12 protein-coding genes are annotated in these 12,080 nt (G+C 57.5%); 9 read left to right on the forward strand and 3 right to left on the reverse strand.

Translation table 11 applies throughout. From position 1 onward, the window contains the following. Nucleotides 1-2: 2 nt before the first annotated feature. Complete coding sequence (locus tag MHY22_RS02940) at nucleotides 3-986, forward strand: bile acid:sodium symporter family protein (protein WP_239277994.1); 984 nt, start codon at nucleotides 3-5, stop codon at nucleotides 984-986. 13 nt (nucleotides 987-999) lie between these two features. Here the strand turns inward: MHY22_RS02940 and MHY22_RS02945 are convergent, their stop codons facing one another. Next, nucleotides 1,000-1,785, reverse strand: coding sequence for a DUF4261 domain-containing protein (locus MHY22_RS02945; RefSeq protein ID WP_239277995.1), 786 nt, complete (start codon nucleotides 1,783-1,785; stop codon nucleotides 1,000-1,002). A gap of 57 nt (nucleotides 1,786-1,842) precedes the next feature. On the opposite strand from MHY22_RS02945, the gene gatB reads away from it, so the two are divergent. The 4 genes from gatB to MHY22_RS02965 all read left to right on the forward strand — a co-directional run bounded on the left by gatB (nucleotide 1,843) and on the right by MHY22_RS02965 (nucleotide 7,257). Further along, nucleotides 1,843-3,348: an Asp-tRNA(Asn)/Glu-tRNA(Gln) amidotransferase subunit GatB gene (gatB, locus tag MHY22_RS02950; RefSeq protein ID WP_049377156.1), complete on the forward strand. Its 1,506-nt coding sequence runs from the start codon at nucleotides 1,843-1,845 to the stop codon at nucleotides 3,346-3,348. 134 nt (nucleotides 3,349-3,482) lie between these two features. Further along, entirely contained in the window at nucleotides 3,483-4,535 is a 1,053-nt protein-coding gene (locus MHY22_RS02955) for an NAD(P)-dependent alcohol dehydrogenase (RefSeq protein WP_239277996.1), read from the forward strand. 207 nt (nucleotides 4,536-4,742) lie between these two features. Further along, nucleotides 4,743-6,170, forward strand: a complete 1,428-nt coding sequence (locus MHY22_RS02960; RefSeq protein WP_239277997.1) for a hypothetical protein — start codon at nucleotides 4,743-4,745, stop codon at nucleotides 6,168-6,170. Nucleotides 6,171-6,186: 16 nt separating this feature from the next. Next, entirely contained in the window at nucleotides 6,187-7,257 is a 1,071-nt protein-coding gene (locus tag MHY22_RS02965; RefSeq protein WP_239277998.1) for an aldo/keto reductase, read from the forward strand. Nucleotides 7,258-7,275: 18 nt separating this feature from the next. Here MHY22_RS02965 and MHY22_RS02970 read toward each other — a convergent pair whose 3' ends face one another. After that, complete coding sequence (locus tag MHY22_RS02970; protein ID WP_239272947.1) at nucleotides 7,276-7,968, reverse strand: LysE/ArgO family amino acid transporter; 693 nt, start codon at nucleotides 7,966-7,968, stop codon at nucleotides 7,276-7,278. A gap of 70 nt (nucleotides 7,969-8,038) precedes the next feature. Between MHY22_RS02970 and MHY22_RS02975 the strand changes: the two genes are divergently transcribed. The 4 genes from MHY22_RS02975 (at nucleotide 8,039) to MHY22_RS02990 (ending at nucleotide 10,822) form a co-directional block, all read left to right on the forward strand. Further along, nucleotides 8,039-8,911: a LysR family transcriptional regulator ArgP gene (locus MHY22_RS02975; protein WP_239277999.1), complete on the forward strand. Its 873-nt coding sequence runs from the start codon at nucleotides 8,039-8,041 to the stop codon at nucleotides 8,909-8,911. 69 nt (nucleotides 8,912-8,980) lie between these two features. Then, entirely contained in the window at nucleotides 8,981-9,925 is a 945-nt protein-coding gene (locus MHY22_RS02980; protein ID WP_239278000.1) for a DoxX family protein, read from the forward strand. An 83-nt stretch (nucleotides 9,926-10,008) separates the two neighbouring features. Beyond that, a complete protein-coding gene (locus MHY22_RS02985) occupies nucleotides 10,009-10,515 on the forward strand; it encodes a hypothetical protein (protein WP_239278001.1) in 507 nt (168 codons plus the stop codon). Beyond that, on the forward strand, nucleotides 10,508-10,822 hold the full coding sequence (locus MHY22_RS02990) for a transcriptional regulator (protein ID WP_239278002.1): 315 nt from the start codon (nucleotides 10,508-10,510) through the stop codon (nucleotides 10,820-10,822). The genes MHY22_RS02985 and MHY22_RS02990 overlap by 8 nt, the downstream gene beginning before the upstream one ends. Here MHY22_RS02990 and MHY22_RS02995 read toward each other — a convergent pair. After that, on the reverse strand, nucleotides 10,797-12,071 hold the full coding sequence (locus MHY22_RS02995) for a glycosyltransferase family 87 protein (RefSeq protein ID WP_239278003.1): 1,275 nt from the start codon (nucleotides 12,069-12,071) through the stop codon (nucleotides 10,797-10,799). The genes MHY22_RS02990 and MHY22_RS02995 overlap by 26 nt on opposite strands. Nucleotides 12,072-12,080 lie beyond the last annotated feature (9 nt).

Genomic DNA, 12,080 nt, shown 5'->3' on the forward strand with positions numbered 1-12,080 from the left:
CCATGAGTATCGATAGCATGACAGATAATCGGGTAGAGGTGCCCTCTGCGTCCTCCGCAGCACAAGACCGTCAAGCGCTCATTGCAGCGCTAGGCTTTCCCGTGCTCGTGATTATCGGTGGCGTGGTGGGATACCTCGCGCCAGAAACCGCAGCTTCCTTCGCCCCGCAGGTCACCCCGCTGCTGGGGATTGTCATGTTCGGTATGGGCCTGACCCTCAAGCCGGTGGATTTTGCTTTGGTGGCACGCCGTCCGCTGCCCGTTTTCATTGGAGTGGTAGCGCAGTTCGTTATCATGCCGCTGGTGGCGCTGCTGGTAGTCGCGGTGATGGATCTTCCCGATGCTGTAGCTGCCGGCGTTATCCTTGTAGGATGCGCGCCCGGCGGTACGAGTTCCAATGTGGTGTCTTATCTTGCGCGCGGTGATGTGGCTCTGTCGGTAACCATGACGTCCATTTCCACCCTGTTGGCGCCGGTTCTTACCCCTTTGTTGACCTTGTGGTTGGCGGGGGAGTATATGCCAGTCTCCGCCTCTGCCATGGCGTGGTCCATTGTGAAGGTCGTGCTCATTCCGGTAGTCGCCGGTATTTTCATCGGCATGCTATTTCCACGCCTGGTGGCAAAGATTAACGCGGCATTGCCGTGGATCTCGGTTGCGGCCATTTCGGCCATTGTGTGCATCGTGGTCGGCGGCGCGCACGACACCATCGCTACGGCGGGTGCGCTGGTCTTTGCGGCCGTAGTTGCCCATAATGCCTGTGGCTATCTGCTGGGCTACATTGCAGGAGCGGTCACCAAGCAGCCGATCGCCGCGCGGCGCACCATGGCCGTCGAGGGGGGCATGCTAAACTCCGGCTTGGCCACCTCCCTGGCATCGACCTATATGAACCCATTGGCCGCCCTGCCAGGTGCCGTCTTTTCAGTGTGGCACAACCTCTCTGGTGCGGTGCTTGCAGCCATCTGCCGCTATTCGGATTCCCGGAAGTAGGGCGGAAGAACTGCTAAAAATTAATCGTGACCGCAGGGTAGGACTCGTCTACATACCAGGGCTCTTTTTGTACGGTGAGTGGGGGCTGGCCTTGCTCGAAAGATAGGGTGTCGCCGTCTTTGACGGTGGCGCCTTGCAGAACATGGTCTGCGATATTGGCCAGCTTGTAATAGAGATCGGTCGGATCCATGGATTCGGTGGCCGCCTGGACTTCCGGGTGTCCGGCTTGGACCAGCCCAACGGTATAACCCAAGATTTGGTTTTCTTTTTGGGTAAGCCAAACCGGAGCGATGTGCATTGGGGCAAGATTATCCCGAACGGCCTCGAGGAAAGTATTCGGCGCGATGGAAACGTTGCCGCGCGGGTTATGGACTATCAGGCAGTCGGGGTGCTCGGCTACCACCGCAGTGGCCTTGGAGAGTAGCTCAAGGTGATCGCGGCGGGCCTCGCGGAATTGCTTCGCGCGATCATGTTCGGTCTCACGGGGAAGCACGGATACGAGGATTTGTGCGGTGGCGGAATCGAGACCGCGGGCATCCGCGCTCAAAATGGGGTGGAGGCCATAGCTATCGCGGGTGGGAGGGGTGTCAACGGCTTGGTAGTGCAATAAAAATGAATCATCAAGCTCGGCCATGATGCTTCCCGGGTTCTTGCCCGGCATGATTTCCCCCAGGCGATCGCCAAAAGTAGTGGTCAGGCGCTCGCTTACCTCCTCAGGGGTAGGGGCAGTGCGGAAGACTGCGATGTTGATCAATGGGGCATCGATAAGCGCGGCATCAACGCTATGTGGTGTAGTCATAATATTCAGCTTAGGGGCGTGAGCGCGCGGGCGCATGGACGTATTAAGATGGCACGCATGACTGCTGCGATGTATGACCTGATGGACTTCGATGAGGTCCTAGAAAAGTTCGAACCGGTAATGGGCATGGAAGTCCACGTAGAGCTGGATACGGAAACCAAGATGTTTTCTACCTCTCCTACGAATTTCAACGCAGCGCCTAATTCCAACGTTGACCCGGTATCCCTGGGCCTTCCCGGTGCGCTGCCGGTAGTTAACTCCAAGGGCGTGGAGGGGGCCATCAAGATTGGGCTTGCGCTTAATTGCTCCATTGCGGAGTCCTCACGCTTTGCCCGCAAAAATTACTTTTACCCGGACCAGCCGAAGAATTACCAGATTTCCCAGTACGACGAGCCGATTGCCTATGACGGCTACCTGGACGTTGTGTTGGAGGACGGCACCGAGTGGCGCGTAGAAATCGAGCGTGCCCACATGGAGGAAGACACCGGCAAGTTGACCCACCTCGGTGGTGCGGACGGTCGTATTCACGGCGCCACGGCGTCCCTGGTGGATTGTAACCGTGCGGGTATTCCTCTCATTGAGATTGTTACTAAGCCGATCATTGGCGCCGGTGAGCGCGCGCCCGAGGTGGCTAAGGCCTACGTTTCCGCCCTGCGCGAGCTCGTTGCAGCCTTGGGCGTTTCCGACGCCCGCATGGACCAAGGCTCTATGCGTGTGGATTCCAACCTATCCCTGCGCCCGGTGGGCCAGGAAGAGTTTGGTACCCGTACCGAAACCAAGAACATTAACTCCCTGCGTTCCGTGGAGCAGGCGGTTCGCTTCGAGATGCAGCGCCAGGCGCAGGTGCTCGAAGATGGCGGCACTATTGACCAGGAAACCCGCCACTATCAAGAGGCCGATGGCACCACCTCCAAGGGTCGTCCGAAGGAAACCGCGGAAGACTACCGTTACTTCAATGATCCGGACCTGCCGCCGGTCATCGCCCCGCGCGAGTGGGTAGAAGAGCTGCGCCAGACCCTTCCGGAGCTGCCATGGGTTCGCCGTGCGCGCATCCAGGAAGAGTGGGGCATCAAGGATGAGGAGATGCGCGACCTGGTTAATGCCGGTGCCCTCGACCTCATCGTGGATACCGTCGAGGCCGGTGCGAAGCCAGACGAGGCACGCTCCTGGTGGGTTTCCTACCTAGCCGGCAAGGCCAACGAGCAGGATACCGATCTTGCTGGTTTGTCCATTACTCCGCAGCACGTGGCGCGCGTTATCGCACTCGTCAACGAAGGCAAGCTGACCACCAAGCTCGCGCGCAAGGCCGTCGATGGTGTGTTGGCGGGCGAGGGTGACGTCGACGAAGTCGTCGAAAAGCGTGGTTTGGAGGTCGTGCGCGATGACGGCGCCATCGAGAAGGCCGTAGATGACGCGCTGGCCACCAACCCGGACATTGTGGAAAAGTACCGTGCCGGCAATAAGAAGGTCACCGGTGCCATCGTGGGTGCGGTCATGAAGGCCACGCAGGGCAAGGCCGATCCGGGCCAGGTCAATAAGCTTATCGCAGAGAAGCTGAACTAAGACGCCCAAAGAACCAGCCGCGCTTTCCCTCCTCAACGAGAGGGGCGTGGCTGTTTTTAGTTTTCCTCCCCTGCCGGAAATGGTGATTACTTTCGTTAGGCGAGGTCAGTGGGGTTACGCGTAGGGTCGTGGGCATGACAATTAAGAGCAAAGTATTGCAAAAGGAAAGCCCTGAAGCGCCATTCAAAATCGTAGAAATCGAGCGCCGCGATCCGCGCGAAGACGATGTGGTCATTGATATCAAGGCTGCAGGTATTTGCCACTCCGATATTCACACCATCCGCAACGAGTGGGGTCAGGCGCACTTCCCCCTGACAGTGGGCCATGAGATCGCCGGCGTTGTGGAAGCTGTGGGTGATAAGGTCACCAAGTTCAAAGTGGGCGACCGCGTGGGCGTGGGCTGCCTGGTGAACTCCTGTGGCGTGTGCGAGCAGTGCCGCAACGGCCAAGAGCAGAACTGCCTGAATGGCAACGTGGGCACCTATAACTCCGAAGACGTAGACGGGACCATTACTCAAGGCGGCTATGCCCAGAAGGTAGTAGTCAACGAAGACTTCGTGTGCACCATTCCAGAGGGTATTGACTTTGACGTCGCAGCCCCGCTGCTGTGCGCCGGAATCACCACCTATTCGCCGCTGGCTCGCTGGCAGGTTAAAGAAGGCGACAAGGTTGCCGTAGTAGGCCTAGGCGGCTTGGGCCACATGGGTGTGCAGATCGCTGCGGCAAAGGGCGCGGAAGTAACCGTGATTTCCCGCTCCCTGCGCAAGGAAAAGGAATCCTATGAGCTGGGTGCAAAGCATATTCTGGCCACCGGTGAAGAGGAAGACTTCTTTGCCAACCACCGCGGCGAATTCGACGTCATCTTGTCCACCATATCTGCCCGGTACTCCCTCGATGACTATCTGCAGCTACTGAAGCCGCGCGGCATCATGTCCGTTGTCGGACTTCCGCCGGAGGAGCTGGGGATCCATATGAGCAGCCTCGTCGGCGGCGGCAAGGTGCTTACAGGTAATAATATCGGCGGCATTGCAGAGACCCAGGAGATGCTGGACTTCTGTGCCGAGCACGGTATCGGCGCCGTTATTGAAAAGATCGGCGTCAACGATGTTGATGACGCCTATGAGCGCGTGGTGCAAGGCGATGTAAAGTTCCGCTTCGTGATTGATACCGCGACCTTTGACGACTAAAGCGTTAGGTTGAATTCGCGGAACGTCAGAATGTGATTTAGCACAACATCGGTATGCGCCAGTAGGTGTTTAACGGGTCACTTACGTACCATTCCTTAAGGAACGCATATCGGTGTTGTGTTGCCCACGTGCTGGGGGAGTGGGGGGGGGCCAAGGGGCCGCGCGCACCAGTATGCGAGAGATATTCGCTACAAAAGTTAGGCAACTGTGTCTTCTAAAAACATTATCGCCATGGCCATGTCCTTCGTGGGTTTGCTGGTCGGCGCCGGCTTTGCCACGGGCCAAGAGGTGGTGCAGTACTTCACTGCCTTTGGTTCTTGGGGCATTCCTGGCCTCATTATCGCCGCGCTCATCATGACCCTTGCAGGTACGGTGTTCTTGCAGTTGGGCAGCTACTTCCACGCCTCGGAGCACAATACCGTCTTCCGCAATGTCACCCACCCGATTGTTTCCAAATTGCTGGACGTGGCCGTCATTATCACCCTCTTTGCCGTTGGCTTTGTGATGTTGGCGGGCGCCGGTTCTAATATGGAGCAGCAGTTTGGCTGGAAGACTTGGATCGGCTCCACACTCATGCTGGTCTTGGTTCTGATCGTCGGCATGCTCGACGTGGACAAGGTATCCAAGGTTATCGGTGCTGTAACACCGACCATCATCATTGCGGTCATTGGTGTAGCCATCTACACCGGACTCAATATGCCGGATGACATCGGCGCCGCTATGGACGCCTCCAGCCAGATCGACACCCCGATTGGTAACTGGCTCATTTCCGCACTCAACTACAACGGCCTTGCCCTGATGCTCGCCGTGTCCATGTCCCTGGTTATCGGCGGCGATAATATTAGCCCGCGCGAAGCCGGTTGGGGCGGCGTTGTAGGCGGCGTCATCTACTCCATCATGATGGGCCTTGCCGGATTCTCCTTGCTAATGAACTCGGACCAGGCGCAAGGCTCCGATATTCCGATGCTGTCTTTGGTAGATAGCGTTAACCCGACGCTCGGCTCCATCATGGCGGTCATCATTTATTTGATGATCTTCAATACCGCCATCGGCATGTTCTACGCGCTGGGTAAGCGCCTGTCTGCCGGTCATGAGAAGCGCTTCCCGGTTATCTTCGTTATTGGCTGCTTGGCTGGTTTCGCCGTGTCCTTCGCCGGCTTCAAGACCCTGATGAACTACATCTACCCAATTATTGGCTACATGGGCATCTTGATGGTGGCCATTTTGGTCTTTGCTTGGTTCCGCAGCCAGTCTCAGATCCAGGATGAGGCTGTGCGCCGTGAGCGTGTACGTGCCCTCATGCACCTGAAGCTGCACCCGGACAAGGCATATGATGCTGAGCGCTATGACGATGAAATTGGCCAGCACATCGAGGACTCCAATATGGACAATGAGGCCCTCTACGATGAGCTGGTGGAGGAAGTCACCGAAGAGCTCGATGGTGACGACGACGTGGACTTTGACAAGGAAAAGTACGAAGAAAAGCGCCACGATTACTCCTACTACACCGAGCGTGATGCGGTAGAAACTGACCGCACCCCGGAAGAAATTGAAAAGTGGGTCGAAGAAACCGGCGCATCCGGCGACCCTGAAGAAGATGAGGAGCTGCCAAAGGCTGACAATTCCAAGAATTAAGCGGACAATGGGTGCCATGAGTATCTATGCACCCCCATCTGACCGTTATGATTCGATGGAGTACCGCCGAGTAGGCAACTCTGGGCTGAAGCTGCCGGCCATTTCCCTTGGCCTATGGCAGAACTTCGGCGACGACCGTCCCCTGGCCACGCAGCGCGAAATCCTGCGCGCGGCGTATGACCGGGGGATTACTCATTTCGATTTGGCCAATAACTATGGCCCTGAACCAGGCGCCGCGGAGGACAACTTCGGCCGCATCTTTGCCCGCGATTTCCGCCCCTTCCGCGATGAAATGATCATTTCTTCCAAGGCGGGTTGGGTAATGAATGATTCACCCTACGGTTTCGGTGGCTCCCGCAAGTACCTGGTGAGCTCCTTGGACGCTTCCCTGAAGCGTATGGGCTTGGACTATGTGGACATCTTCTACCACCACCGTCCGGACCCGGATACCCCGCTGGAAGAGACCCTGTACGCACTGCGGGATATCGTGGCCTCCGGCAAGGCTCTCTATGTGGGCATTTCCTCTTATGGTCCGGAGCTTACCGCGGAGGCCATGGAGTTTATGGAAGATGAAGGCTGCCCGTTGCTGATTCATCAGCCCAGTTATTCCATTCTGAACCGCTGGATTGAGCGCCCGGGCGAGGATGGCGAGTCCCTTCTTGATGTCACGGCGCGCAGTGGGTTGGGTGTCATCGGTTTTGGTCCACTAGCACAGGGCATGCTGACGGATCGCTATATCGATGGCATCCCCGCAGATTCGCGCGCGGCGAAGAATAAGACCTTGGAAAAGGATTGGCTCAATGAGGAGAACCTTTCCATGATCCGCTCGCTCAACGATATTGCAGGCAAGCGCGGCCAGTCGCTGGCCCAGATGGCCATCTCGTGGGTGCTGCGTGATCAGGGGGATCGCACGCTTACCTCGGCGCTGCTGGGTGCTTCTTCGGTGGAGCAGCTCGAGCACAACTTGGGCGCGCTGGACCAGCTTGACTTCAGCGCAGACGAGCTGGCTGCGATTGACGACGCCGCGCATGACGCCGGCATCAACCGCTGGGCGGGCGCCACTGCGTCGCGCGTTCGCGGCAACTAGGCGGGCTGAATCCCGGCCCTAGAGCAGGAGTAACTTGAGCGTTAGGCCAATCATGATGACGCCGATGCCGAAGTTGATCCAGCGCCACACCGTGGGCCGGGACAACACGTGGGAAAAACGCGCGGCACCGAAGCCGATAAACGGAAACCAAGAGAAGCTGGCACAGATTGCACCCACGGCGAAAAGCCAGCGCCCCGATTCGCCATATTGATTAGCAATGCTGCCGAGCATGACCACTACGTCCACGTAGGCGCCTGGGTTAAGCCACGTTAAGGCCAGGGCGGTCAATAGCGGCTTAACCCACGAAGGGGAGCGCTTGATCTCGACGCGAGCTGCGGTCTTGGTCGTGCTGCGTGCCTGAGAGCCATCGAAGGAAGCGACTTCCTGCGGAGATTTCGGCTCTGTCGATTCCACCTCGATGGCCTCGCCTTTGGTCTTGACCACATCGCGGAAGCAGGTAAAGGTGAAATACGCCAGGTAAGCGGCGCCAACATATTTCAGAACCTTAAGGGCGTTGGGGAATTTTTCTACCAAGTAGCCCACGCCGGCCGTGCCGGCGGTAATCAGGATGACGTCGGAAAGTGCGCAGACGGCAATGATGAGGCCAATGTGGTCGCGGCGGATGCCGTACTTGAGCAGCATGGCATTTTGCGGGCCAACGGCCACGATGAGCGATAATCCCAGAAAGAAACCAGCAAGCACGATGGACATGCCTTCCAGTGTGAATTCTTAGGCTGGATTAGTCCAGTTAATGAATCTACAGTTGGTTTAGAATAGCTTCATGAACCCGGTGCACTTAGAAACATTACTCGCCATCGTGGACGAAGGCAGCTTCGATGTCGCCGCTGCTGTACTCGGCATATCGCCGTCTGCGGTAAGCCAACGAATTAAGGCCCTAGAATCGAGCACCGGTCGCGTGCTGCTTCGCCGTGCTACCCCGGTAACCGCCACGGAAGCGGGGGAGATCCTGGTTCAATCCGCACGCCGCATGGCGTTGGTGCAGGCGGAGACGGATGCCCGCCTAGGCCACCGCTTGGCCCGGGTCCCGCTCTCTGTCGCGGTGAACTCGGATTCTCTAGCGACATGGTTTCGTAGGGTGCTTAGCGATACCGCGCGGCAGGGTGATGTCGCCCTGCGCATCCGGATTGAGGATGAGGCCCGCACCTTAGCCATGCTGCGGCGGGGCGATGTGCTTGGCGCGGTAACGAGGGAAGCCACGCCGGTCTCGGGCTGCGAGTCTAGCTTTTTGGGTACGATGCGGTATTTCCCAGTCGCGGCACCACATATTGCAGAAAGCTTTCATAGCGGCCACTTGACTTGGGAAACTATGCCCCTTGTAGGCTATGGGCCCAACGATCAAGTACTGGATGATGCGATGCGCGAGCGCTTCATTGATTCGGCCGTGGTGCGTGCCCGGGTATCACAGATTCCCTCTTCCGAGGGCTACCTGGAGGCCGTTCGCGTTGGCCTGGGGTGGGGATTGCTGCCCCAGGCCCAAGCGCTGCCCCTATTGGCGGCAAAAGAGCTGGTGCTTCTCGACGACTCCCCGCTCGATATCGACCTTTACTGGCAGCGTTGGCGCTTGGAGTCAGAGGTTTTGAGCGAACTTACGCGTTCGGTAATCGAGGCTGCGGCCGATCTAGTGGCGACGTAGTACGCGTGCTCGCGCGGCGCGCCGTGGTGGGTACCACAAAAGTGCAGGCACGTCCCCTAAGTTGGAGCTATGAGCGATAAGCAGCAACCGGATAAAGCCACCCCGTTTGATGAGGATATGGACGTCCCTACCTACAACGCGAAGCCCGCTAGTAAGGATTCCGGCCAGGGAAAGTCGAAGCCTGGCCTCTTCGAGCGCGCCGGCCGCGCTGAGCCGCAGGAGATCAAGCCTTCCCAGGCGCAGCAGGATCACCCGGAAACCGAGGTACTGTCCTATTCCAGTGCTAATGAAGCCGCACGTCAGGACAGTGGCGCCGGCGAGGAGACCGTAGCCTTCGCGCAACCGGAGTCCGACACGCCGGCTAGCGTGGAGCAGGAGACGGCACTTGCTACTGCCGACGCCCCCGTGGACAGTACCCTCGGCACCGAAACCGCAGAGGAGCGCGAGGCACGCCTACGGGCGGAACAAGAAGAAAAGGAAGGCTATCAACGCTATGGCCGCCGTGGCACCATCGATTTTGGACTGCTATTCATTCGCATTGCACTGAGCGCCTACCTGATCATTGCCGGTGCAAAAACCTTTTTCGAGCTCGGTGATAGTCAGGGCTTGTCCGGTCTAGAGGGCGACTTTGCTAATTATGCCTGGGATACAGCACTGTCCATTGCGGTGCCGACCATGCAGCTTATCGCTGGTGTATTCCTGTTGCTGGGTCTCATTACGCCGCTGGCGGCCATGATTGGCCTGGTAGTGACCGGCTTTACTGCCGTCCACGAGCTAGCCCAGATCGATGCCGGTCTAGACGTCTTTAGCTGGCCAGAATCCGTATGGCTTTCCTTGGTCCTCTTTGTCATCGCAGTAGGCCTGCAGTTTACTGGCCCAGGCTTTATCTCCCTAGACTTCAAGCGCTCTTGGGCGCGCCGCCCACTGGGTACTTCCTGGGCCTTTGTTCTCATCGGCATCGCCATCCTCGCCGCCCTCTGGTTCTTCGGCGCAGGGGTTAATCCGCTGAATTAGGCGCTAATAGGTTGTCCGTCGCAATAGCGGCGGATTTTCTTTTACTCTTGCTTTCTGGGGTGGAAAGTATGATACTTTCTAAAGTGGAAAACAACGAAACGTCGAAGGTGAGAGGAACGAGGAACATGGACGAAAGTGTGCACGAGGCACTGTCCTTCAATGAGGAAGTGGAGAACGGATCGACAAATCAGTCGAAGACGTTTCTCAATGCTTGCTTCTCTGTTTGTGGGGCGGGCGGTTATGTGGCCTTGAGTCAGTGGGGAGCGGGGGCTTCGATTTGGATTCTTATTGCTGCCATCGTGATCATTGTTGGAGCAGTGGGGTGGATGGTTGCTAGCCGAAGGGATGTGCGCCCAAGCTACCGTCAGGATCCGTTGGAACAGCCGCAGGCGGACAAAAAGTATTACGTAGGTTTCTTTGTCCTATTCTGCCCCATTTTTTTAATTACATTTCTTGAAGGACATTTGATTGCGGCAGTGGTGGTTTTCACTTTCTGGGGAATCGCGGCATTTTGGGCGTTGCAGTCAGGGGCAATGGATCTGTCCACCCGTAACAATGCAAGTAGCAAAAAGGCGAGCGGCGATGAGTGAACTCGACCCAGTAATCCATCCGCTTAATCGGTTTAAAATTTGTGCGGTGCTCAACGCGGCTGGGGCAGTGGAAGGCGCCATCAACAAGGAGATGCGCTTTGCGGCGATTCGGGACAAGGTGAATCAGTCTGATGCCACGCTGTCTAAGCAGCTAAGCGCACTGGAAAAAGAGGGGTATATCAGCCGCTTTCGCGAGTACGGGTCCTCGCGTGGCAAGGACACGGTATGGGTGACGCTCACGGCTAAAGGTAAGGCCGCATTCGATTCGCACCTTGCAGCGCTTAAGACGCTAGCGGGGCAGGAGTAGCGGTACTCGTGTTCCGAGTAATGCGCCGGGAGGCATAGAACGCGGCTGCGTAAAGTGCGACGGTCAGTATGGTTAGCCATACGAAGTCATCCACCCAGAACTTCTGGTAGCGCTCCATGGCGTGGACATCGACTTGATCGCCCCACCACCACTTAGGAGGGACGGTCAGCAGCATGGCTGCCCAGGCGATAAGGACGGTCAGGAGGCTGCCCGCAGCCCAACCTGACGGCAGCCAGGTCCAGGCGCGGTAGACAAAGACCGGGATGATGAGCGTGAGCCATACCCAGTGGTGCGACCAGGAAACAGGGGAGATGAGGAGGAGGGTGAGGGCGGTGACCAATTGGGCGTCGACAAGCAGATGCTCCTCGCACAGTCGCTTGATAAGCCACGCAGCAAAGGCAATAACCACAAGGGAAGCTGCGAGCCACGCAAGGTTGATGGTCAGTCCATTGGCGTCCATGGCTTCCGTAGAGGAATACATGCGCTGAATGGCTCCCTTGAGGGAACTATTGGACTGGTACTCGGTTGCGACGCCGAAGTCGCCGCCAGAGCCCATATCGAGCAATTTAGAGCTGAAGAACTCCACGAATGCGTCCCAGCGGAAGGCTGCGGCAAGGAGAGTGGCAGCGACCGCGGAGAGGAAAGCCGTGGCAATCTGCTTCCACTCCTTGCGCATGAGGAAGTAGAGCAGCATTGCCAGCGGGGTAATTTTGATAGCGGCGGCTAGGCCAATCAAGATACCTTGGGGCAAGAAGCGCTTGCGTGGAACCAGGTCGAGGATAACCAGCGTCATCACCACGATATTGATCTGCGCAAAACCATTGTTGAGGTCAACCGGCTCAAAGCGCAAGGCAATGGCCCAGGCAATGGCGGTAATGGGTAAGAGGAACTCCGGCTTCTTCAGCACCGCCTTGAAGACAAAGTAGAGGCAGACGAGCAGGAGCAGATCGGACAGGACGACCATGATGTCGCCCGCCATATCGTGGTCAATGCCGTCAAAGGCCGTGAGCGGAACCATGACGAGCGCGCCAAAGGGTGGATAAATGAAGGGAAGTTCAATGTCCCCGGCTAACATGGGTTCGCTATAGACGGAGCGGTGCTCAAGGAAGGCCTTGACACCCTCGCGGTAGACCACCATGTCAATGGGAAAGTCCGTGATGCGGGTGTCTTGAACAACCTTCCTGGCACCAAAAATGAGGCCCAGCAGAGCTAAGGCATAACGGAAAAATGGGGTGCGCGCGAGTTTCATCGCAGTACA

The organism is Corynebacterium sp. ACRPO (assembly GCF_022347205.1).
Lineage (GTDB): Bacteria > Actinomycetota > Actinomycetes > Mycobacteriales > Mycobacteriaceae > Corynebacterium.